This window comes from Rhodococcus sp. RS1C4, from assembly GCF_002258225.1.
In the GTDB taxonomy this organism is placed as follows: Bacteria; Actinomycetota; Actinomycetes; order Mycobacteriales; family Mycobacteriaceae; genus Rhodococcoides; species Rhodococcoides fascians_E.
The window spans coordinates 49,570-71,631 of sequence record NZ_NOXZ01000046.1; the positions used below are offsets into that span (position 1 = coordinate 49,570).

Sequence of the window (22,062 nt, forward strand, 5' to 3'; positions counted from 1 at the left end):
GTGAGTTCGCACGCGGTCCGCTCGTTTGGGCTTAGAGTCACCTCTCATGTCAGCGACAAGTTCCAGTGAACCGTCGGATGTAACGGACGGTCCTCCGCCTGCCGTTCCTCTGCTCGCGCCCGCCGACGGTGTCCCCCCGGTCGTCGACACCGTCGCCGGCGTCGCCGAGGCCGCGGCTGCACTGGCGGGCGGTCACGGTCCGCTCGCCGTGGACGCCGAACGGGCGTCGGGTTTTCGCTACTCCCAGCGTGCGTACCTGCTGCAATTTCGCCGCCGCGGTGCGGGAACGGTCCTGCTGGATCCGATACCGGTCACCGGGCAGCTCACCGCCTTGGCCGAGGTGATCAACCCGTTGGAGTGGGTGTTGCACTCGGCCGACCAGGATCTTCCCGGCCTCGAAGAACTGGGCCTCGTCCCGACGACGCTGTACGACACCGAACTTGCCGGCCGTCTGGCGGGCTTCGAGCGCGTCGGACTCGGCGCGATCGTCGAGAGAACGCTCGGCCTCTCGTTGCAGAAAGGACACGGCGCCGCCGATTGGTCGACGCGGCCACTCCCGGACACGTGGTTGAACTACGCCGCACTGGATGTGGAAGTACTGCTGGAGCTGCGTGACGCGATGGCCGCCGAACTCGAGAGCCAAGGCAAGACGGAGTGGGCGGCGCAGGAGTTCGCACACATTCTGACCCTCGGTCCCCCGAAGCCGAAGACCGACCGTTGGCGCCGGACATCGGGTATCCATGCGGTGAAATCTCAGCGTGTCCTCGCGGCGGTGCGTGAACTGTGGCAGGCGCGCGACGAGATCGCTCGCCGCCGCGACATCGCCGCGGGACGGGTTCTGCCGGACTCGGCCATCGTCGCCGCCGCCACCTCTGATCCGAAGAACGAGAACGAGTTGAAGGCGTTACCTGTCTTCGGCGGCCCCCGCCAGCGCCGGTCCGCGAAAGTATGGCTGGGCGCGCTCAGCCGGGCACGCGCACTGCCCGCCTCCGACCTGCCGCCCAAGGCAGCACCGTTCGACGGTCCTCCCCCGGTGAATCGGTGGGCTCGCCGCGACCAGGATGCCGCCGATCGGCTCGCCGCGACGCGAGCGGCAATGACGGAACTCAGCGAGCGCGTGTCGGTTCCCGTCGAGAATCTGCTGCTTCCCGATCTGTTGCGCCGGCTCGTGTGGGACTGGAAGCCGCTGACGTCGACCGACGCCGCGGGTGCGATCGAGCACGAGCTGGCCGACGGCGGGGCCCGTCCCTGGCAGCGTGAGCTCGTCGTCCCAGTGCTCACGGCCGCATTGACCCCTCCTCAAGTTACCGACGGGTAATACCCGCTACAGTGGGCGTCAACCCGGCGTCGGTCGGGTCCATGTCCGCATCTGTCGGGAGGATCGAAGCGTGTCTGTACCCGCGTCCACCAGCTCACAGCGGAATGTCGTGTTCGTCGACGGCATCCGCACACCGTTCGGCAAGGCAGGCCCCAAGGGCATCTACGCCGACACTCGCGCCGACGACCTCGTCGTCAAAGCCATCCGCGAACTGCTCCGCAAGAACCCCAACCTTCCTCCCGAGCGGATCGACGAGGTCGCCATAGCCGCGACCACACAGACCGGCGATCAGGGCCTGACCATCGGCCGCACGTCCGCCCTGCTGGCAGGTCTTCCCCGCAGCGTGCCCGGCTTCGCCATCGATCGCATGTGTGCGGGCGCCATGACGTCGGTGACCACCACCGGATCAGGCATCGGCTTCGGCCAGTACGACGTCGTGATCGCAGGCGGCGTCGAGCACATGGGTCGTCACCCTATGGGCGAGGGCGTCGATCCGAACCCGCGGTTCCTCGCGGACAAGCTCGTCGACCCGAGTGCTCTCGTCATGGGCAACACCGCCGAGAACCTCCACGACCGCTTCCCGTCGATCACCAAGGACCGCACCGACGCCTACGCCGTGGCGAGCCAGGAGAAGTACGACGCCGCCAAGAAGGCCGGCTACATCGCCGACACCCTCGTCCCGGTCGCCACCAAATCTGCCGCCGGATGGGGTCTGGCCACCGAGGACGAACCACCTCGTCCGGGCACCACCGTCGAAGACCTGGCGAAGCTCAAGACTCCGTTCCGTCCGGCCGGCCGCGTGACCGCCGGAAACGCAGCAGGTCTCAACGACGGTGCCACCGCCGCGATTCTCGCAGGTGAAGACACTGCGCACGAGCTCGGACTGAACATCGGCATGCGGATGGTCGGCTTCTCGTTCGCAGGCGTCGACCCCGCCGTCATGGGCATCGGACCGGTCCCGGCGACCGAAAAGCTGCTCGGCCGAACCGGATTGAGCATCTCCGACATCGGCCTGTTCGAGATCAACGAAGCCTTCGCCATCCAGGTCCTCGCGTTCCTCGAGCACTACGGCATCGCCGATGACGACCCCCGCGTCAACCAGTGGGGCGGCGCCATCGCGTGTGGCCACCCGCTCGCATCCTCCGGCGTGCGCCTCATGACACAGCTGTCGCGTCAGTTCGCGCAGCGTCCCGACGTCCGCTACGGCTTGACGACCATGTGCATCGGCCTCGGTATGGGCGGCACCGTCATCTGGGAGAACCCGAACCACTCCGACTACGCGGGAGTGAAGCCTGCAGGAACGACCCAGACGGCAGGAGCAGCCAAATGAGCGACATCACCACTGCGTTCACCGACGAGGTAGTCACGAACGCATTCACCAAGATCGTCTCCGTCCCCGGCCTCGAAGGCTCGATCGCCCTCGTGACGCTGGACAACGGCTACGACCACACCAAGCCGTCGACGTTCGGCCCCGGCGGCCTCACGCAGTTCGACGCCGCACTCGACGAGGCATTCGCCGCGAACCCGGTCGCGATCGCAGTGACCGGCAAGCCGTTCATCTTCGCGGTCGGTGCCGACCTCAATGGTGTACCGAACATCAAGACCAAGGACGAGGCGCTCCAGATCGGTCAGCTCGGCCACAAGGTGTTCCGGCGCCTGCGTGAATCCGAGATCCCGACGTTCGCATTCATCAACGGTGCTGCTCTCGGCGGCGGCCTCGAAGTCGGCCTGCACTCGCACTACCGCACCGTCGCCGACAACGCGGCAGCACTGGGATTGCCCGAGGCGTTCCTCGGACTCGTTCCGGGATGGGGCGGAACTCAGTTGCTGCCCAACATCATCGGCGCATCGAACGCCGTGACGGTGATCATCGAGAATTCGCTCAACCAGAACCGAACCCTCAAGCCGCAGCAGGCGCTCGATCTCGGTATCGCCGACGCCGTGTTCGGCGGCGCCGACTTCATCGAGCAGTCGCTGGCATGGGCAGCCCAGGTCATCAAGGGCGACATCACTCCCGCCCGTCCCGAGATCGACCGTGGCCAGGCCTGGGATGACGCCGTTGCCCGCGCCAAGGGCATCGTCGCGGGCAAGACCGGTAACTTCGCTCCCGGTCCGGTCGCTGCTGTCGAGCTGATCGAGCTCGCCAAGAACACCGACATCAACGACTCGGCTTCGCTGGACGCCGCATTCGCTGCCGAGGACGAGGCACTGTCCACTCTGCTCGTGAAAGACGAACTGCGTGCAGGCCTCTATGCATTCGATCTCGTACAGAAGCGGGCCAAGCGACCCGCAGGTGCACCGGACAAGTCGTTGGCGCGCAAGATTTCCGGCGTCGGTATCGTCGGGGCAGGTCTCATGGCCAGCCAGCTCGCTCTGCTCTTCGTCCGGCAGCTGAAGGTTCCGGTGATCCTCACCGACATCGACCAGGAGCGCATCGACAAGGGCGTCGGCTACGTTCACGGTGAGATCGACAAGCTGCTCGGCAAGAAGCGTCTGTCCCCGGATGCCGCCAACCGATTGAAAGCACTGGTCTCCGGCTCCATCGACAAGGCGGCGTTCGCACAGGCAGACTTCGTCATCGAGGCCGTGTTCGAGAATCTCGACGTGAAGAAGAAGGTGTTCGCCGAGGTCGAGGAATTCGTCTCTCCCGACACGATTCTCGCCACCAACACCTCGTCGCTGTCGATCACGAAAATGGCAGCCGATCTGAAGCACCCCGAGCGCGTGGTGGGCTTCCACTTCTTCAACCCCGTCGCCGTCCTCCCGCTACTAGAGGTCGTCAAGGGCGAGAAGACCGACGATGCCACGCTGGCAACGGCATTCGCCACGGCCAAGACTCTTAAGAAGTCGGCCGTGCTCTCTGCCGACCTGCCCGGATTCGTCTTCAACAGGCTCGTCACCCGCGCCTCCGGAGAGATCATCGCCGCGATCGACGAGGGCACGCCCTTCGACGTCGCCGACGGGGCGGTCGCCGAGCTCGGCATGCCGATGAGCCCGCTCACCCTGCTGGCATTGGTCGGACCGGCCGTCGCCCTGCACACCGCGGAGACCCTCGCCGAGGCGTACCCCGAGCGGTTCAAGGACTCCGCCGGATTCCGCGCACTCGTCGACGCCAAGAAGCCCGGTGTCTGGACCTACGGACCCGAAGGCCAGATCGTCGACCCCGAGGTGGCAGCGCTGTGGCCGCAGGGTGATTCACCGTCGACGGCGGAGCAGGTTCTGGATCGAACCCGCCGAGCGTTCGCCGACGAGATCAACATCATGTTGGAGGAAGGCGTCGTAGCCGCGGCGGAGGACATCGACCTCTGCCTGCTCCTCGGCGGCGGCTTCGGATTCTGGAACGGCGGAATCACTCCGTACCTCGATCGAACCGGCACCTCGGAAGCGGTGACCGGCAGGCGATTCCTCGCCGACGGCGTCGCGAACGTCTGACGGAAGTCCGAGATCGAAGTTGTGTACGTCGTCACCGTGAACCATGTACACAACTTCGATCTCGCCGGCGTTACAGCGTGCCCAGAAAAGCCATGAGCTCAGATTCGCGTGCGGGGTCGTAGGACTCCGCGGAAGACGACACAACGCGGTTGCGGTCGACGTAGTCGCCGCTGCGAGCGAGCGTTCGGCCGGACACCAGGTCAGCGAGTGCCGCACCTGCCTGCGTGGACGTGGTGGCCAGTGGCGTCAGACTAAGCACTGGACCCAGCGCTCGCATCATCAGCTGCGCTCCCCTGCCTGCATGTCTGGCCAGGCCGGTCCCCGGGACCAGACCGGGGTTGAACGAGATGATGTCGACGCCCGGTTCGAGGGCGTCAGCCCATGCATGAACGAGGTGGACCGCCGCAAGTTTGCTGGTCGAGTACGCGGTTCTCCCGGCTGCGGCCGACTCCGGTTCGGCGAAGGCACCGGGACGCGCGAGGACGTCCGGAGCCGACCACACGGGCGCCGGAACCAGCGCGAGATTGTGCCGGAGATCCCCGAAGTGCGTGTCGCTGACGGTGATCACGATGCGCGAGGAATCCGTCAGGTGGGACCGGAGCTGGGTCAGAAGTACGTGGTTGGCAACTACGTTGACCGCGAAGGTCGCTTCGAGACCGTCGACCGTCGTCGTGACGGCATCGGTGTACTGGATGCCCGCGTTTCCGACGAACCTGTCGAGTTTCGGGATCGAACCGTTCTGCACCAGCGCGCCGATGTGACGGCCCGCCGTTCTCGTCGCCTCGACGTCAGCGAGGTCGGCGTCCACGAACGTGACCCGAGGAGAGGTCGGGCCAGGTCCTCGACCGACCACGACGAGGTGTGCATGAGGGTCGTCAACAAGCAACCTCGAGGCTGCTACGGCGCCGATCCCCTGGCTGACTCCGGTCATGACAATGGTGTGTGCGGAACTGTGGGTCATGGCACCCACGCTGTCACCGGCACAGGAGTACAACCAGCACCCGGTGAGACGGTGGGATCAGCAGTACCAGGATGCATCCGCCGAAGCGAGAGATGATGGACCGATGAGCGACACGGCATCCGACCTCGGTGAAGTCCTGCGCGGATGGAGGGACAGACTCTCACCTGTCGATGCAGGCCTGCCGACGGGCCCGAGGCGGCGGACCGAGGGTCTACGCCGTGAAGAGTTGGCACAGCTGGCCGGAGTGTCCGTCGACTACCTCGTCCGACTCGAACAAGGCCGCGCCACGACGCCGTCCGCGCAGGTCACCGCGTCTTTGGCACGAGCCTTGCAGTTGAACGGCGCCGAGCGAGATCACCTGTACCGCTGCGCTGGCCTGTTGCCACCGGGCCCGGGAAGCATCGATCGACACGTCGGTCCCGGCATTGCGCGCCTCGTCGGCCGCCTGGCGGACACGCCTGTGGCCGTGTTCGCGGCGGATTGGGACCTTCTGACGTGGAACCCGATGTGGAGCGCACTGCAAGGCAATCCGACGGCGATCGACGTGACGCACCGAAACCTGGTCCGGGTGATGTTCGGGAGCGACGATCGCGGCCGAGCCGCCTATCCACCCGCGTCGTCGACGGCAGACCTGGAGCATCTCGCGACGGCACTCGTCGCCGACCTCAGAATCGCAGCCGTCCGGTTCCCACGCGACGCACCGCTGCTTGCGTTGATCACCGAATTACGTACGCAGAACTCGTATTTCGATGCACTGTGGCGCTCGGGGACCGCCGCCGAGCATGCCACCGATCGCAAGACGATCCACCATGCAACCGTCGGGGACATCACCCTCGACTGCGACGTTCTCACCGCACCCGGCACCGACCTCCGGCTTGTCGTCTACACCGCTGCGACGGGCACGGCAGATGCAGACAAGCTCGACTTTCTTCGGGTCGCGGCAGGCGTCGCCGTAGCCGAGCACTGAGATTGCCGTCACGTCGCGATACATTTCGGCGGGCTGTGCCGTCGAGAGGGACATGAACACACTGAAGATCGCAGTTGCAGGTGGAACCGGCGTCGTCGGCAAGCACGTGGTCGACCTCGCACGAGGACGCGGTCACGACGTTCTCGTGCTCACCCGCTCCAACGGCGTGGACCTCGTCGACGGAACCGGCCTCGACGACGCTCTCGCCGGGGTCGACGTCGTCGTAGACGTTGCCTCGACGCGAACAATGTCTGCCAAGGAATCCGTCCGGTTCTTCACGAGCGTTACCGCACATCTCCTTCGGGCGGAGCACAATGCGGGCGTGCGGCATCACGTGGCGCTCTCCATCGTCGGCGTCGACGAGGCGCCGTACTCGTACTACGCGGGAAAAGTCGCGCAGGAACAAGCGATTCGAGACGGCGACATTCCCTGGACCATCCTGCGCGCAACGCAGTTTCACGAATTCGCCGAGCAACTCGTCGAGCGAACCACGCTCGGTCCGCTCGTCGTCGTACCACGTATGCGGTGCATGCCCGTCGCGGCACGAGACGTTGCGCGGACACTCGTCGAACTGGCCGAAGGCACACCCGCAGGCAAAGTCCCGGACCTCGGCGGACCACGAGAGGAACGCATGGTGGACATGGTCCGCACCAACGTGGCCACACTCCACGGCAGACACTGGGTTGTCGAGGTCCCCGTGCCAGGCGCCTACGGGAGAGCCATGCGCGACGGCACCCTCGTGCCGGGAGCCGATGCCGACCACGCGTCGACCACCTTCGCGGATCGACTCGGCTGAAGGAACCCGACCCTCCGCGCTGGGGTAACCCTTCGGATGAAATCCGCTGATTTCAGCCACCGACCGGCTGGAGCAGGTCCATGATGTCGATGACCACCACCGACGCTGGCTCGTCAGAAAGCTGGGTTCGTCATGACGCAACCTGCAGAACGCCATACCGCGAAAGTCATCGGAGTCACCGTCGCGGCAGCGGTCGGTGGCTTCCTCTTCGGTTTCGATTCGTCGGTCGTCAACGGCGCGGTCGACTCGATCCAGGAGAACTTCGGCCTCAGTTCGTTCGTCACCGGATTCGCCGTCGCGATCGCGCTGCTCGGATGCGCAGTCGGTGCGTGGTTCGCCGGACGGCTCGCCGACAGTTGGGGACGCAAACGCGTCATGCTGTTGGGCTCGGCGTTGTTCACCATCTCGTCGGTGGGTTCCGGTTTCGCTTTCTCCATCCCCGACCTGATGTTGTGGCGAGTGCTCGGCGGACTCGGAATCGGAATCGCATCGGTCATCGCGCCTGCCTACATCTCCGAGATCGCGCCCGCACGCTATCGCGGTGGTCTCGCGTCGCTGCAGCAGTTGGCCATCACCGTCGGCATCTTCGCCGCGTTGCTGTCCGACGCGGTGCTGCAGAACGCCGCGGGTGGGCCGTCGAACGATCTGTGGTTCGGTATGGAGGCGTGGCGATGGATGTTCCTCGTCGGCGTCGTACCCGCGCTCGTCTACGGTTTTCTGGCCACGCTCATCCCCGAGTCCCCTCGTTATCTGGTCGGCAAGCACCTCGACGAGGAAGCAGCCCGAATTCTCGGGGAGATCTCCGGCGAGGTGAACCCGAACGAGCGCGTGAAGGAAATCCGGCTGACGCTGCGGCGCGAAGCGAAGTCGTCGTTTGGCGACATTCGCGGACCGAAGTTCGGTCTGCAGCCGATCGTCTGGGTCGGCATCACGATGGCGGTCCTGCAACAGTTCGTGGGCATCAACGCGATCTTCTACTATTCGACGACACTGTGGAAGTCCGTGGGCTTCAGCGAGAATCAGTCGTTCGTCACCTCGGTGATCACATCCGTCATCAACGTCACCATGACGTTCGTGGCGATCCTGTTCGTCGACCGATTCGGCCGTAAGAACTTGCTTCAGATCGGTTCCGTCGGAATGTTCGTGGGACTGGTGCTCGCTGCGGTGTCGTTCACTCAGGCCGTCGGCACCGGAGACGACCTGACACTCCCGACGCCGTGGGGAACGATCGCGCTGATCGGCGCCAACCTGTTCGTCATCTTCTTCGCCGCCACCTGGGGTCCGATCATGTGGGTGATGTTGGGAGAGATGTTCCCCAACAACATGCGTGCGGTTGCTCTCGGTATCAGCACTGCAGCCAACTGGGTAGCGAACTTCGCGATCACGTTGGCGTTCCCGCCGCTCACTCAGTCGATCGGCCTCGGTTTCATCTACTCGTTCTTCGCGTTCTTCGCGCTGGTGTCCTTCTTCTTCGTCAAGTTCAAGATCCGCGAAACGAAGGGCATGGAGCTCGAGGACATGGTTCTGTAACTCCGGTCAGGAGGCGCGTCATGCCGATGTTCGTCGTCGAATACACGTACACGCCGGAAACGTCGGGCGGCCGAGACGACCACCGAACCGACCACCGAGCGTGGATCCACGAGATGGCTCGCCGAAAAACCATCAGGTCGTCCGGGCCGCTGGCCGACCACAGTGGCGCAATGTTCATCGTCGAATGCCCCGACCGCGACGCCGTCGCCCGGTTGTTCGCACACGATCCGTTCAACCGTGCCGGCTTGGTGGCCGACGTGCGGATCAGTCAGTGGGCGCCCACCATCGGTGAACACGCCGACTGACGCCTCAGTTCGACCCGAGCCACCCGGCGATGCGGCGCGTCAGGTCTTCCGGCGTGAGCCCCAGTTCACGGTGGATCTGCTCGCGTGACGCGTGATCCAGGAATCGCTGCGGAACTCCGATGTCGCGGCACGCGGTGTCCACACCGACTGCCCGGACCGCCGCGGACACCGTCGATCCGACGCCTCCGTGCACCCCCGAATCCTCGAGGGTCACGACGAGTTTGTACTCCTCGGCCAATTTCAGCAGGGCCTCCGGGACCGGAAGCACCCATCGTGGATCGACTACGGTCACCGACACACCGTGCTCGGCCAGAGCGGCAGCCGTCTCGAGCGCCAGTCCTGCGAAGGCGCCGACGGCCACGATGAGCACGTCTCGGCCCGCGGAATCAGGCTCGGCCAACACGTCGATGACACCGTCGAGACGTCGGAGCGCCGGGATGTCCTCCGTGACAGCGCCCTTCGGGAACCTGAGGGCAGTGGGCCCGTCACTCACCGCGAGTGCCTCGCCGAGTTCCTCACGGAGAGAGGCGCAGTCGCGTGGTGCGGCAACCCGCATGCCGGGAACGATCCCGAGCAACGACATGTCCCACATGCCGTTGTGGCTGGCACCGTCGGCACCGGTGACACCGGCGCGGTCCAGAACGAGAGTGACCGGCAGATTCAGCAGCGCAACGTCCATCAGTAGTTGGTCGAAGGCGCGATTGAGGAACGTCGAGTACACGGCGACGACGGGGTGCAGGCCACCGAGCGCAAGGCCTGCCGCCGACGTCATTGCATGCTGTTCGGCGATCCCGACGTCGAACATACGGGTGGGGTACTTCTCCCCGAACGCCGCGAGGCCGGTGGGACCCGCCATGGCCGCGGTGATCGCGACGATGTCCTCACGCTCGGCCGCACGGTCGATCAATTCGGCCGAGAACACGGACGTCCAATCGGGAGCCGATTGCTTGCGGGCGAGCCCGGTCAGGGGATCGATGACGCCGGTGGCGTGCATCTGGTCGGCGACGTTGTTCTCGGCGTGGGCGTACCCCATACCCTTGCGAGTGACTGCGTGCACGATCACCGGGCCGCCGTATGCCTTGGCTCGGCGCAAGGCGGACTCCATGGCCTGCTCGTCGTGACCGTCGACCGGTCCCAGGTATTTGATGCCGAGGTCGGTGAACAGGACCTGAGGGCTGATGGCGTCCTTGACGCCCGCTTTCATGCCGTGCAGCATCGCGTACGCCGTCTTGCCGAACAACGGAATCTTGCGGACGATGCGGCGTCCGTTGTCGAGAATGCGCTCGTAGCCCGGCTGCAGGCGTAGGGCGGCAAGATGTTCGGCCAATCCGCCGATGGTGGGAGCGTAGGAGCGACCGTTGTCGTTGACGACGATCACGAGGGAACGATCCTTGCCCGCCGCGATGTTGTTGAGTGCTTCCCAACACATCCCGCCCGTCAGCGCACCGTCACCGACGACGGCGACGACGTGGCGGTCGCTCTGCCCGGTCAGCTGAAAAGCCTTGGCCAGCCCGTCCGCGTAGGACAAGGACGCCGACGCATGCGAGGACTCGACCCAGTCGTGTTCGCTCTCGGCGCGCGAGGGGTAGCCGGACAGTCCGCCCTGCTTGCGGAGCGACGCGAACTCGGCGGTGCGGCCGGTGACCATCTTGTGCACGTACGCCTGATGGCCGGTGTCCCAGATGATCGGGTCACGCGGAGAATCGAACGTGCGGTGGACGGCCAACGTCAGCTCGACGACACCCAGGTTGGGACCCAGATGACCTCCGGTGGCCGACACCGTCTCGACGAGGAATTCACGGATCTCCTCGGCCAGATCCACCACCTCCGCCGGCGAAAGACGGCGCAGGTCCTCAGGCGACTGAACGCGCGCTAGAACACCCAACGAGATCGCTCCCTCCGGCCGGAAACTTCGGCAACACGTGCGGTACTTCGATGTCGATGGCTCGACACTTCTTCGATCAGAACAGTCTACGTAGCGAAACGTAGACGCCGTACCGACACCGCCGATGCCGTACCGCGACCACCGCAGAATCATGTACCGACTCCGACAATACTGTGACCTCCGGGCAACACGACCATCACGCCCACGCGTCGATGATCACACCGAACCCCGAGGTCGGAGCATAGGGTTGCCTCATGTCGAGCGTCGTGGATCGAATACTCCAACACGTCTTCGACGCGTGCCGAGACGACACCTCGGGCAGCGTCGCCGATTACATCCCCGAACTCGCCGCGGTCGCGCCCGACGGTTTCGGGATCGCCCTGGCGACGAGCGACGGGTACGTGTACGAGGTGGGCGACACGTCGACGCTGTTCACGATCCAGTCGATCTCGAAGCCCTTCACCTACGGACTGGCCCTCGCCGACCGGGGTGAGGACGCCGTCGCGCAGAAGATCGACATCGAGCCGTCGGGTGAACCGTTCAACGAGATCAGTCTCGATCCGATCACCGAACGCCCACGCAATCCGATGATCAATGCGGGAGCCATCACCTCGGCGTCGCTGATCGCCGGGAAGTCGGCCGCGGATCGGTTCGAACGAATCCGTCAGGCCTACTCCCGGTACGCGGGTCGCTCGCTGACGTTCAACGAATCGGTGTACCGCTCCGAGGCCCGCACCGGCAACCGGAACCGTGCGATCGGATACATGCTGCGCTCGTTCGACATCATCACCGACGATCCCGACGCCGCAGTGGATCTGTACTTCCGCCAGTGCTCCATCGACGTCACCGCGGTCGACCTCGCCATGATGGCTGCCACCATGGCGAACAACGGCTCAAACCCGCGCACGAAGGAACGTGCACTCGCACCGGCGTTGGTGGAGCGCGTCCTCAGTGTGATGACGACGTGCGGGATGTACGACGGTGCGGGCGACTGGGTCGCGCGAGTGGGGATGCCGGCGAAGAGCGGGGTGGGCGGCGGCATTCTGGCCGTCCTGCCCGGTCAGATGGGAATCGCGGTCTACTCCCCCCGGCTCGACCCGCACGGAAACAGCGTGCGCGGCGTCGCGGCGTGCCGAGAACTGTCACGCAAGCTCGAACTTCACTTCCTGCACGTCACGCGCGCGGCCCGGTCCGCGATCCGCGGCAAGTACACCGTCGGTGAGGCCCCGTCGCGTCGCCGACGAAGCGACGTCGAGCAGGCCGCTCTCGCTCGGTTCGGCAGCCGCGCTCGGGTGTACGAGCTGCACGGCGATCTGTTGTTCTCCGGGGCGGAGACCGCGGTTCGCGAGATCGGAAACCTCGACGAACAGCTCGATGCGTTGGTCATCGACGTCCGCGGCGTCGACGAGGTCAGTGACGTGGCGCGCGGAATGTTCGACAGCGTGCTCGGTCACCTGTCCGAGCATGGTTGCAGGGCCTCGCTCGTCGACCCTGCGGGTGTTCTGGGTCGCACCAGTTCGAGCATCGATCCGGGCGGCGCATCCGGCCGCGTCTTCGCCGACCTGGGTTCCGCCATTCAATGGGCCGAGGAGATTCTGCTCGACAAGTACTGCGTCGGACCTCGCCAACCCGACCGTATCGCCTTGCGGGACCACCCGGTGCTCGACGGCTTGACCCCGGCCGAATACGCCGCTGTCGAACCCGCCTTCACCGTGCACACCTACGCAAGGGGCGACACCGTCGTGACCAGCGGACAACCGGCCGCCGGGTTGTTTCTCGTACTGGCCGGGCAGGTGTCGTCGTCGTTCACCTCACCGGGAGGCCGACATCACCGCATCTCGACGCTGTCGCCTGGGATGAGTTTCGGCGAGATGCCCCTTCTGGCCCGAACGGAGTTCCTGCTCGATTTCCGGGCGGACACCCCGTTGTCGGTCGCCGTGATGTCGGTTCGAGACTTCGAAGCGTTGTCCGAGTCGGCACCGTCGGTGAAGCTCGAGCTTCTCACCACCCTCGCGACCGGTGCGTACATGCAGATGAACACCGCGATCAAATCTCTCGGGCAGTTCGATGTGGGGCGCTGAGGCCCCACATCGAACTCGACCGGCGTCGACGCGTCACGCGTCGAGTGTCACCATCGTCAGAACCTCTGTCGGCTGCGGAGATCCGCCTGCGGGCTCGAGCGAGAACGCGAAGTTCGTTGCCGCGCCCATGCCGTCGATTACAGTGCCGTCGCCGTCGGCCAACTGTTCGGTCGTCACCAGACCGACCGACCGAGGCGTGCCGTCGACGAACCACATCTGGTAGTCCTGGCCTGCCGCGGGTGCGGAAACGCCGTCGAGCGTGACGACGAGCGAACCCGACTCACGGGAGTAGGAGATGTTCGCCGTGCCGCCACCGGGGAACTCGGCGGTGGTCTCACGTGCGTCCGGCGCTGCCACGATCTGTTCCGCCTGGGTCGGTGCCGGGTCGTTGCCCAGTACCTGGGTGGCGACCACTCCGCCGCCGACGGCCACGACGACTGCTGCCGCTGCGGCGAGCATCGTGGTACGCCACCGACTTGCCCCTGGGCCGTTCCGCCCCCTCCGCTCCTGCTTGGCGCGGCGATCTCGGTGTCCGCGCAGAGTGGTCACCGTCGCGGGTGCGGGTTCGGCGACGTCCTGCGTGATGCGCGGAATTTCTTGCAGCACGCGATCTCTCAGCTGAGCCGGGGGTTCCGCGGCATCCAGGACGGACACCAGCGCAAGAGTTTCCTGTATCTCGCCGACAAGGATGTTGAACTGCACACGGGCGGTGTCGTCCACCGCCGCACGGTCACGTTCGATGTCGGCTTCCTCGGCGGCGCTCACCGCATGGAGGGCGTACACCTCGGCGGCGTCGAGCAGCCGCTGTCGCGTTGCTTCGCTCATGAGGGTGTCACCCCCAGACATGTCTTCAACTTGATCAGTCCGTCCCGTATTCGCGATTTGATCGTCGGAACCGCGACCCCGAGCCGCTCCGCCACTTCGCGGTATGTCCAACCGCTGTAATAAGCCATTCGTACCGACTCGCGTTGCGTATCGGTCAGTGTGTCGAGGCACGCAACCACGGCGTCGGATTCCAGTCGCTGGGTGACGGCCTCGAGCACCTCGTCGTGTTCCGGGGTGTGGCTGATCGCCCCGTACGCAGCTTCACGGTCGGTCCCGGACTGCTCGGACCGCACGCGGTCCACCGCGCGCCGGTGCGCCAACGTCATGATCCACGCCAGGGGGCTTCCCTGGTTGGGGTCGTAGTTGGGTGCCGACTTCCAGATCTGGAGGAACACCTCCTGCGTCGTCTCCTCGCTGTACCCCGGGTCGCGAAGGACACGCAGCACCATGCCGTAGACACGTGCGCTGGTGGCGTCGTACAACTCGCCGAAGGCGCGTTGGTCACCACCGGCGACCGCGGCCATCAGCCGGCGGAGCCGCTCCATCTCGTCTGCTCGCAGGTTGCGCAACTGCGCACTGGGCACAGCACAGGCCGCACCTTGTTCTGCCGACGGGTCGTCTTCTGAATCCGGTGGCCCCTGGTACTGCGAGCCCGGCGTGGGGTCCGTGCTCACCGTGACGATGTCCCAACGAATTCGACTCTGATCGCGTTCATTGATCAAGAGAGTAGTGCTCATGTTGCTCTCACACCGAAACCTCCGCGTTTTCCCGCCGCACAACATATTCGGTACACCCTGCGCCGCGGATGGCTGCGCGGGATAATCGATTGCACTTCGAGGTCGATTCGGACAATCTTGGAGGAATGGGACACATGCCTGCGATCGAGACATCGGGCCTGATCAAACGCTTCGGCGACAACACTGCGGTGGACGGAATAGACCTGTCGGTTCCGAGTGGAGGTGTATACGGTGTCCTCGGCCCCAACGGAGCAGGCAAGACGACCACGATCCGAATGCTCGCGACCCTCCTTCCGATCGACGGCGGGTCGGCGCGCGTCCTCGGCCACGACGTCGCCTCCGAGGCGGACGCCATTCGCGGCAAAGTCTCGCTGACCGGCCAGTTCGCCTCGCTGGACGAGGATCTGACCGGTACCGAGAATTTGATCCTGCTGGCCCGGCTCTACGGATACTCGCGTCCGGCGGCGCGGTCGCGAGCGGACGAGCTGCTCACCGCGTTCGGGATCGCCGACGCCGGGTCTCGCCAGGTGAAGACGTACTCGGGCGGTATGCGGCGTCGGATCGACATCGCTGCGAGCATCATCGTCACTCCCGAGCTGATCTTCCTCGACGAGCCGACGACCGGCCTGGACCCTCGCAGCCGCAATCAGGTGTGGGACATCGTCCGCGCTCTCGTCGGTGGCGGCACGACGGTTCTGCTCACCACTCAGTACCTCGACGAAGCCGATCAACTGGCCGGACGGATCGCGGTCATCGACCGCGGCAAGGTCATCGCGGAAGGCACCACCGGCGAACTGAAGGCGTCGGTCGGCGCGGGCTCGCTGCACGTGCGAGTGCTGGATCCCGCTCGACGCTCCGAGGCCGCAGCGATTCTTCGCACGATTCTGTCCGAGTCGGTGACCGAGGAAGCAGATCCGGTCGCGCTGTCGGCTCGGCTGGACCGGACGTCGTCGGTGGCTGCCGCTCTGCCCGCGTTCGAGGACGCGGGAATCGCGGTGGCCTCGTTCGCCATCGGCCAACCCAGCCTCGACGAAGTGTTTCTCGCGCTGACCGGCCACCCCGCGGACGACGAGTCCGCCCGCACGAACGCCACCGAGAGAACAGAGACATCATCATGACAACGCTGTCGAAGGACGCGTCCGAGCAGGCCGCGGTCGCGGACGTACTACGAAGCGGCGCAACACGACCCCCGCGGCCGAACGCCGTCGCCAGCTCACTGTCCTTCGGGTGGCGAGCGCTCCTCAAGATCAAGCACGTCCCCGAGCAACTGTTCGACGTGACGATGTTCCCGATCATGTTCACGTTGCTGTTCACGTATCTGTTCGGAGGCGCTCTCGCCGGATCCACCACCGCCTACATCCAGTTCCTGTTGCCGGGAATTCTGGTGCAGACCGTCGTGATGATCACGATGTATACGGGCGTGACGTTGAACAAGGACATCGAGAAGGGCGTGTTCGATCGGTTCCGATCGCTACCCATCTGGCGCCCGTCACCGTTGGTGGGCGCGCTCCTCGGTGACGTCGTCCGCTACTCACTGGCGTCGGTCATCGTGCTGATCCTCGGTCTCGTGATCGGGTTTCGGCCCGACGGCGGTCTCCTCGGCGTCGTCGCCTCGATCGCACTGCTGTTGATCTTCTCGTTCTGTCTCTCCTGGGTGTGGACGATGATCGCGATGATCGTGCGCACCGAGGCCGCGGTCATGGGCGTGTCGATGTTCATCCTGTTTCCGTTGACGTTCGCCAGCAACATCTTCGTCGACCCCCAGACCATGCCGGGGTGGCTCCGCGCGTTCGTCGAGGTCAATCCGGTGAGCTTCCTCGTCACGTCCATCCGGTCGTTGATGTCGGGGGAACCGGACGCCACCAAGCTCGCGGTCACTGCCGCGATGTGCGGCGGCTTCCTACTCGTGTTCGGGCCGATCACGATGCGTCTGTACAACCGCAAGACCTGATCTGCTCGTCATGCGGGGGCGGTCTTAGCTCGGTGTCGACGTACGGCGTCTCGGTTGGAACACACAGTGCCGCAGTACCGTTGCCTGCCGGTCCGCGACACGTCGGCGAACACTCGTACGCAGTCCTCCGCCGCGCACCTGCCCAGCCTGTTCATTCCGCGACCGGTCAGATGCAGTGCCGTCCCGACGCTGACCAACGCCCGCACCACCGACCCGAGATCGATGTCCGGGTCGCGGTAGTGCATGTGCCATCCGTCGCCCGCATGGTTGGTCAAGCGCGGGTACGCCGACGCCTGCGCGAGCAGTCCGTTGAGGATGCCCGCCCGTGCTTGTTCGGTATCGGCGTCGATCACCGCCTCCCACTCGCGGAGAAACGCAACGGTGGCGGTGACGTCCGCATCGGTTGCCGGTGCGTCGAGGACGAGTCCACCCTCGATGCACCGATGCCCGAGCTCGTCCGCCGACGTCGGCGGCGAATTGAGCAGGTCGACTCCCAGTTGCACCGCATACGTTCCGTAAGGGTTGATATGCACAAGACCATTACAGCACAGTTGACGGTATGAGCGCACACACCCACACCTGGACCACCGAGAGCAGCCACAACACCAGCGAAGGCACCGTCACCTACCAGCGGTGCACCTGCGGCTCCCAGCGCATCCGCGCCCCGAAACCCGCCGCAGCCACGTCCGTCGCCGTCGTCGAAGCTCGGTGACCGGAGCTCCGTCCGGTCAGCGTTCGGCCCGCTCCGCGATCAACGGAACAACAGTGTCGAGGGCGTACGTCGCCGACAGAATGGAATTGGTCGAGTAGGACTTGGCCACGTCGGGATCGTCGAACACCAGCGAGCGTCCGTCCCGAACGGCAGGGATCTGCTGGAAGAGAGGATTACTAGTCACGTCGTCGGCCGATCGCTGTACCGGGAAGATCACCACGACGTCGGCGTCGAGCGTGTTCAGTTCCTCGTCCGATACGGGCACCGAGAATCCGGTCGAGCCGGTCCTCGTCGCCGTCAACGCGTCGACCGTGGGGTTCGACACGAAACCGAGCTTCTTCATGAACACGACTCTCGTGCTGTCGGAGATGTACGCCCCGTATCCGGTTCCGCTGAAGGCTCCGACCGTGATGGTCTTGCCCTGGAATTCCGGATGCTCCGCCGCTGCGGTCTGGAACCGACCGTCCAGGTCGGCCAACAGCTGGGCGCCCTTCTCCGATTCACCCAGCGCCGCCGACACCATGGTCACCTGCTGCTCGACGGTGGTCAGGTAGTTGTCCGCGCCGTCGGGAAGAGCCACCGTCGGCGCGATCCGGGTCAACTTGTCGTACCGATCCTGATCGCCGGAGCTCTTGGTGTCCAGGATCAGGTCCGGTTCGAGAGCCGCGACCGCCTCGTAGGACGGCTCCTGGGTGCCGATGATCTCGGGGGAACTGTCGTACAGCCCGTCGGCCCACGGGCCTACACCGTCGCCTCCGAACGCCAGCCAATCGCTCGCGCCCACCGGCTGCACGCCGAGTGCAAGCGCGGTTTCCGCGTCGGCCCATCCCAAGGCAACGACACGCTGCGGACGCTCGGGCACGGTGACGTCACCGAACTTGGTGTCGATCGACACCGGAAACGCCTCGTCAGCGCCCGCTGCCGCAGGGGTGGTCGCCGCGTCGTCTGCTGTCGACGAGCAGGACACGGCAAGACCCACAACGGCCGCGGCGGCGATGATCGACACGGTACGGGCACAACGGAAACGAGAGAGGCGCTTTTTCACGCGGCTCAATCTACCGAGCCCACGACCTCTACGGTGTGCCACCTTCTCGCACGAGCAAGCCGATGCACTCCACGTGATGGCTGAGAGGAAATGCGTCGAACGCACGCACCTGTTCGAGTCGATATCCGGCGTCGACGAACAGCCGGGCATCGCGGGCGAAGGATGCAGGGTCGCAGCCGATGTGCACCACGCGGCCGGGTGCCGATGCCGCGACTGCTGCCACGACCTCTTTGCCCGCTCCCGATCGAGGTGGGTCGAGCACGACGACGTTCGGCGCGGGAAGCGCACGGACGGTGCGTTCGACTCGTCCGGGCACGAATCGCACCTGCTCGAGATCGGCGAGCGCACGGGCTCCGTCCGCCGAGGCCTTACGCGAGAACTCGACACTGACGACCTGGCCGGTGGCGCCGACTCCTGTCGCCAGGCTCGACGCGAAGACTCCGACTCCCCCGTACAGATCCCACGCGACCTCACCGGGCCTGGCGTCGGCCCACTCGGTCACCACGTCGGAGTAGACCTGCGCGGCGCCTCGGTGCGCCTGCCAGAATCCGGTTGCGTCCAGTTCCCAGTCACGACCGGACACAGATTCGTGTACTCGTCCGCTACCGACCACGGCCCGCTCCGGACGTGGGGCCGATGATGCAGCCCGCCGGGCAGATGCGCCACGTCGGCCGGGGGATCGTCGACCCGTGCGCGACACGGATGCAGGTGATATCTCGACGACGTGCCGCTCTCCCGAGCTGCCGACGGCAACCACGAGCTCCGAGCCCGGACGCCATGTCGAGTCGGTGAGACCGTCGAATGCGCCTGCGACGACCTGCGGACAGCTCAGGGCAGGGACGACGGTGGCGCTGCGGTATCGATGGAAGCCGGGGCGGCCGCCCGCGTCGACGGCCAGTCGGACACGACTCCGCCAGCCGGTGCCGTCGCCGGTGTACGGCAGTTCCTCGACGGTCACTGCACGGTCGATACCGCCGATCCGACGCAGTTGTTCCTCCACCACGGCCGATTTCATGGCCCGCGACGCGGACTGGTCGATGTGGGAGCAGTCGCAGCATCCCGAGCCGCCGGGACCGGAGATGGGACACAGCGGAGTGATGCGATCGGCCGACGGGGCAAGTATCTCGACGGCGTCGGCGCGGCAGTAGGACCCACCCCGATCCTCGGTGACCTTCGCCCGCACGATCTCCCCGGGCAGGCCGTGTCGGACGAACATCACGCGTCCGTCGTGCCTGGCCACACAGAATCCTCCGTGCCCGGGTGCACCGAGAGTGACCTCGACAGTCGAGCCGAACCAGCTGTCGGTCATCGGCCGTGTCCGCTCGGGGGTTCGTATCCGCGGCGCGACGCGCCGGGCGCGTTCTCGATGCTCTCGCGCTTCGCTTTCGCCGACGACTGCAGCTGCCAGGGCACGCTCGTCACCATCACTCCCGGTTGGAACAGCAGCCGGCTCTTGAGGCGCAGTGCACTCTGGTTGTGCAGAATTTGCTCCCACCAGTGACCGACGACGTATTCGGGTATGAACACCGTCACCACGTCGCGCGGCGAGTCGCGTCGTACGCGTTTGACGTAGTCGAGGACCGGCTTGGTGATTTCCCGGTACGGGGATTCGACCACCTTGAGTGGCACGGTGACATCGCTGGCCTCCCACTCCTTGACCAGTTGACGGGTGTCCGGCTCGTCGACGTTGACGGTGATCGCTTCCAGGGTGTCCGGGCGGGTCGCGCGGGCGTACGCCAACGCACGAAGGGTCGGCATGTGCAGCTTGGACACCAGCACGATCGAATGCGTGCGGCTGGGCAGCACACCGTCCCATTCCTCGTCCTCGAGTTCACGGGCGACCGTGTCGTAGTGCTTGCGGATCAGGCTCATCAGTCCGAACGCCGCGAACATGGCGACGATGGCGATCCACGCTCCGGCCGCGAACTTGGTGATGAGCACGATGACGAGGACCGTGGCGGTGAGCCCGAGGCCGACACTGTTGACGATGCGCGAACGGAACATCCGGCGACGCTGTTCGGGATCCTGTTCCACACGCAGCAACCGCGTCCAGTGCCGGATCATGCCGGTCTGGCTCAGGGTGAAGGACACGAAGACACCCACGATGTAGAGCTGGATGAGCTTGGTCACTTCGGCGTCGAACACGACGACGAACGCGATCGCGGCAGCGGACAGGAAGAGAATTCCGTTGCTGAACGCCAGCCGGTCACCCCGGGTGTGGAACTGGCGCGGAAGATACCGATCCTGGGCGAGAACCGAACCGAGCACCGGAAATCCGTTGAACGCGGTGTTGGCGGCCAGAACGAGAATGAGTGCGGTCACGACCGTGATGAAGAAGAACCCGATCGGGAACCCGTGGAAGACCGCTTCGGCGAGCTGTGCGATCAGGGTCTTCTGCTGGTAGCCGTCCGGCGCTCCGACGAGCTGTTCGCTCGGCTCGAGCGCGTACTTGATGCCGATCTTCTCGGCCAGAAGGATGATTCCCATCAACAGCGCTATGCCGATCCCGCCGAGCATGAGCAACGTCGTCGCCGCATTGCGTGACTTCGGCTTGCGGAAGGCAGGCACACCGTTGCTGATCGCTTCGACTCCGGTGAGCGCCGCGCAACCCGACGAGAAGGCTCGGGCGATCAGAAACGCGAACGCGATGCCGTAGAGGTGGGAATCCTCGGCTTTCAGCTCGAAGCCCGAGGATTCGGCGTGCAGTTCGTCCCCGAGCACGTAGACGCGGAACAGGCCCCATCCGAGCATCACGAACATTCCGATCATGAACGCGTAGACCGGCACAGCGAACGCGGCTCCGGACTCGCGGATGCCGCGCAGATTGATCGACGTGATCAGCACGATCGCCAGAACCGCGAACAGTACTTTGTGCTGGGCCACGAACGGGATGGCCGAGCCGATGTTCGACGCTGCCGCCGACACCGATACCGCGACGGTCAGCACGTAGTCGACGAGCAGCGCGCTTCCCACCGTGAGTCCGGCGGTCGGCCCGAGATTGACCGTCGCGACCTCGTAGTCGCCACCGCCCGACGGATAGGCATGCACGTTCTGTCGGTAGCTCGCGACGACGACGGCCATGACGACGCACACCGCGAGCCCGATCCACGGAGTGAAGGCGTACGCGGAGATGCCGGCGACCGACAGCACGAGGAAGATCTCCTCCGGTGCGTACGCCACCGACGACATGGCGTCGGAGGCGAACACCGGCAGCGCGATCCTCTTGGGGAGCAAGGTGTGACCGAGCTTGTCGCTTCGGAACGGTCTACCGAGCACGAGCCGCTTCGCGGCGGTCGAGAGCTTGGACACCGTGAAAGCGTAAGCCGTCCGAATCGAATCACGACATCGGTGCACCCGAACTCGCCGAATTGCTCGACACGCAACCCGATTTGTCCAACTCGGCGACGGCCGATGCATCCCGACGCTCGATCCGTGCGTCCCCGACCGTTACGTTGGTGCAGAGCGAGCGCCGAGAAGAAGAATCCGAATGGAGTTGGATCTGTGTACGTAGTGGTGT

At 65.4% G+C, this 22,062-nt stretch carries 20 protein-coding genes; 11 read left to right on the forward strand and 9 right to left on the reverse strand.

Annotated elements, in window-relative coordinates; all coding sequences use genetic code 11:
* Positions 1-46 precede the first annotated feature (46 nt).
* The 3 genes from CH289_RS23455 to CH289_RS23465 all read left to right on the forward strand — a co-directional run bounded on the left by CH289_RS23455 (position 47) and on the right by CH289_RS23465 (position 4,750).
* Positions 47-1,318 carry a ribonuclease D gene (locus CH289_RS23455; RefSeq protein WP_020110165.1) on the forward strand — a complete coding sequence of 424 codons (1,272 nt, stop codon included), beginning with the start codon at positions 47-49 and terminating at the stop codon, positions 1,316-1,318.
* Between the two features lie 70 nt (positions 1,319-1,388).
* On the forward strand, positions 1,389-2,648 hold the full coding sequence (locus CH289_RS23460) for a thiolase family protein (protein ID WP_020110166.1): 1,260 nt from the start codon (positions 1,389-1,391) through the stop codon (positions 2,646-2,648).
* Positions 2,645-4,750 carry a 3-hydroxyacyl-CoA dehydrogenase NAD-binding domain-containing protein gene (locus CH289_RS23465; protein WP_020110167.1) on the forward strand — a complete coding sequence of 702 codons (2,106 nt, stop codon included), beginning with the start codon at positions 2,645-2,647 and terminating at the stop codon, positions 4,748-4,750. The genes CH289_RS23460 and CH289_RS23465 overlap by 4 nt, the downstream gene beginning before the upstream one ends.
* Before the next feature lie 70 nt (positions 4,751-4,820).
* Here the strand turns inward: CH289_RS23465 and CH289_RS23470 are convergent, their stop codons facing one another.
* A complete protein-coding gene (locus tag CH289_RS23470; RefSeq protein ID WP_231383729.1) occupies positions 4,821-5,711 on the reverse strand; it encodes an SDR family NAD(P)-dependent oxidoreductase in 891 nt (296 codons plus the stop codon).
* A 103-nt stretch (positions 5,712-5,814) separates the two neighbouring features.
* Here CH289_RS23470 and CH289_RS23475 point away from each other — a divergent pair, with 103 nt between their 5' ends.
* From CH289_RS23475 to CH289_RS23490, 4 genes are all read left to right on the forward strand, one after another.
* The gene (locus tag CH289_RS23475; protein WP_027498537.1) at positions 5,815-6,678 is read left to right on the forward strand and encodes a helix-turn-helix transcriptional regulator; all 864 of its coding nucleotides are present in this window, start codon (positions 5,815-5,817) and stop codon (positions 6,676-6,678) included.
* A gap of 52 nt (positions 6,679-6,730) precedes the next feature.
* On the forward strand, positions 6,731-7,474 hold the full coding sequence (locus tag CH289_RS23480) for an SDR family oxidoreductase (RefSeq protein ID WP_020110170.1): 744 nt from the start codon (positions 6,731-6,733) through the stop codon (positions 7,472-7,474).
* Between the two features lie 132 nt (positions 7,475-7,606).
* Entirely contained in the window at positions 7,607-9,004 is a 1,398-nt protein-coding gene (locus CH289_RS23485; protein WP_019664030.1) for a sugar porter family MFS transporter, read from the forward strand.
* A gap of 20 nt (positions 9,005-9,024) precedes the next feature.
* Positions 9,025-9,309 carry a YciI family protein gene (locus tag CH289_RS23490; RefSeq protein WP_020110171.1) on the forward strand — a complete coding sequence of 95 codons (285 nt, stop codon included), beginning with the start codon at positions 9,025-9,027 and terminating at the stop codon, positions 9,307-9,309.
* Between the two features lie 4 nt (positions 9,310-9,313).
* Here the strand turns inward: CH289_RS23490 and dxs are convergent, their stop codons facing one another.
* The gene (gene dxs / locus CH289_RS23495) at positions 9,314-11,194 is read right to left on the reverse strand and encodes a 1-deoxy-D-xylulose-5-phosphate synthase (protein ID WP_027498538.1); all 1,881 of its coding nucleotides are present in this window, start codon (positions 11,192-11,194) and stop codon (positions 9,314-9,316) included.
* A 254-nt stretch (positions 11,195-11,448) separates the two neighbouring features.
* On the opposite strand from dxs, the gene glsA reads away from it, so the two are divergent.
* A complete protein-coding gene (gene glsA / locus CH289_RS23500) occupies positions 11,449-13,275 on the forward strand; it encodes a glutaminase A (protein WP_020110173.1) in 1,827 nt (608 codons plus the stop codon).
* 33 nt (positions 13,276-13,308) lie between these two features.
* Here glsA and CH289_RS23505 read toward each other — a convergent pair whose 3' ends face one another.
* Together CH289_RS23505 and CH289_RS23510 are read right to left on the reverse strand one after the other, a co-directional pair.
* On the reverse strand, positions 13,309-14,100 hold the full coding sequence (locus CH289_RS23505; protein ID WP_019664034.1) for an anti-sigma factor: 792 nt from the start codon (positions 14,098-14,100) through the stop codon (positions 13,309-13,311).
* Positions 14,097-14,837: a sigma-70 family RNA polymerase sigma factor gene (locus CH289_RS23510; RefSeq protein WP_019664035.1), complete on the reverse strand. Its 741-nt coding sequence runs from the start codon at positions 14,835-14,837 to the stop codon at positions 14,097-14,099. Before CH289_RS23510 ends, CH289_RS23505 begins: the two co-directional genes overlap by 4 nt.
* A 125-nt stretch (positions 14,838-14,962) precedes the next feature.
* On the opposite strand from CH289_RS23510, the gene CH289_RS23515 reads away from it, so the two are divergent.
* The gene (locus tag CH289_RS23515) at positions 14,963-15,955 is read left to right on the forward strand and encodes an ATP-binding cassette domain-containing protein (protein ID WP_170945344.1); all 993 of its coding nucleotides are present in this window, start codon (positions 14,963-14,965) and stop codon (positions 15,953-15,955) included.
* Positions 15,952-16,788: an ABC transporter permease gene (locus CH289_RS23520; RefSeq protein WP_019664037.1), complete on the forward strand. Its 837-nt coding sequence runs from the start codon at positions 15,952-15,954 to the stop codon at positions 16,786-16,788. Before CH289_RS23515 ends, CH289_RS23520 begins: the two co-directional genes overlap by 4 nt.
* Before the next feature lie 8 nt (positions 16,789-16,796).
* Here the strand turns inward: CH289_RS23520 and CH289_RS23525 are convergent, their stop codons facing one another.
* On the reverse strand, positions 16,797-17,321 hold the full coding sequence (locus CH289_RS23525) for a CGNR zinc finger domain-containing protein (RefSeq protein ID WP_027498539.1): 525 nt from the start codon (positions 17,319-17,321) through the stop codon (positions 16,797-16,799).
* Positions 17,322-17,347: 26 nt separating this feature from the next.
* Here CH289_RS23525 and CH289_RS28380 point away from each other — a divergent pair, with 26 nt between their 5' ends.
* Positions 17,348-17,500 (forward strand): hypothetical protein, encoded by a 153-nt coding sequence (locus CH289_RS28380; protein WP_019664039.1) that lies wholly within the window; start codon positions 17,348-17,350, stop codon positions 17,498-17,500.
* Positions 17,501-17,516: 16 nt separating this feature from the next.
* On the opposite strand, the gene CH289_RS23530 is transcribed toward CH289_RS28380, so the two are convergent.
* The 4 genes from CH289_RS23530 to CH289_RS28530 all read right to left on the reverse strand — a co-directional run.
* On the reverse strand, positions 17,517-18,506 hold the full coding sequence (locus tag CH289_RS23530; RefSeq protein WP_020110175.1) for an iron-siderophore ABC transporter substrate-binding protein: 990 nt from the start codon (positions 18,504-18,506) through the stop codon (positions 17,517-17,519).
* 67 nt (positions 18,507-18,573) lie between these two features.
* Entirely contained in the window at positions 18,574-19,854 is a 1,281-nt protein-coding gene (locus tag CH289_RS23535; protein ID WP_020110176.1) for a class I SAM-dependent RNA methyltransferase, read from the reverse strand.
* The gene (locus tag CH289_RS23540; RefSeq protein WP_019664042.1) at positions 19,851-21,854 is read right to left on the reverse strand and encodes an APC family permease; all 2,004 of its coding nucleotides are present in this window, start codon (positions 21,852-21,854) and stop codon (positions 19,851-19,853) included. Before CH289_RS23540 ends, CH289_RS23535 begins: the two co-directional genes overlap by 4 nt.
* 28 nt (positions 21,855-21,882) lie before the next feature.
* A partial coding sequence (locus CH289_RS28530) for a hypothetical protein (RefSeq protein WP_218828470.1) occupies positions 21,883-22,062 on the reverse strand: 180 nt, incomplete at its 5' end.

Bases quoted from the DNA above. Each gene is read 5' to 3' on its own strand.
- CH289_RS23455 (WP_020110165.1), top strand. From the start codon at position 47: ATGTCAGCGACAAGTTCCAGTGAACCGTCGGATGTAACGGACGGTCCT.
- CH289_RS23465 (WP_020110167.1), top strand. From the start codon at position 2,645: ATGAGCGACATCACCACTGCGTTCACCGACGAGGTAGTCACGAACGCA.
- CH289_RS23470 (WP_231383729.1), bottom strand. From the start codon at position 5,711: ATGACCCACAGTTCCGCACACACCATTGTCATGACCGGAGTCAGCCAG.
- CH289_RS23475 (WP_027498537.1), top strand. From the start codon at position 5,815: ATGAGCGACACGGCATCCGACCTCGGTGAAGTCCTGCGCGGATGGAGG.
- CH289_RS23480 (WP_020110170.1), top strand. From the start codon at position 6,731: ATGAACACACTGAAGATCGCAGTTGCAGGTGGAACCGGCGTCGTCGGC.
- CH289_RS23485 (WP_019664030.1), top strand. From the start codon at position 7,607: ATGACGCAACCTGCAGAACGCCATACCGCGAAAGTCATCGGAGTCACC.
- CH289_RS23490 (WP_020110171.1), top strand. From the start codon at position 9,025: ATGCCGATGTTCGTCGTCGAATACACGTACACGCCGGAAACGTCGGGC.
- glsA (WP_020110173.1), top strand. From the start codon at position 11,449: ATGTCGAGCGTCGTGGATCGAATACTCCAACACGTCTTCGACGCGTGC.
- CH289_RS23505 (WP_019664034.1), bottom strand. From the start codon at position 14,100: ATGAGCGAAGCAACGCGACAGCGGCTGCTCGACGCCGCCGAGGTGTAC.
- CH289_RS23510 (WP_019664035.1), bottom strand. From the start codon at position 14,837: ATGAGCACTACTCTCTTGATCAATGAACGCGATCAGAGTCGAATTCGT.
- CH289_RS23515 (WP_170945344.1), top strand. From the start codon at position 14,963: ATGGGACACATGCCTGCGATCGAGACATCGGGCCTGATCAAACGCTTC.
- CH289_RS23520 (WP_019664037.1), top strand. From the start codon at position 15,952: ATGACAACGCTGTCGAAGGACGCGTCCGAGCAGGCCGCGGTCGCGGAC.
- CH289_RS28380 (WP_019664039.1), top strand. From the start codon at position 17,348: ATGAGCGCACACACCCACACCTGGACCACCGAGAGCAGCCACAACACC.
- CH289_RS23535 (WP_020110176.1), bottom strand. From the start codon at position 19,854: ATGACCGACAGCTGGTTCGGCTCGACTGTCGAGGTCACTCTCGGTGCA.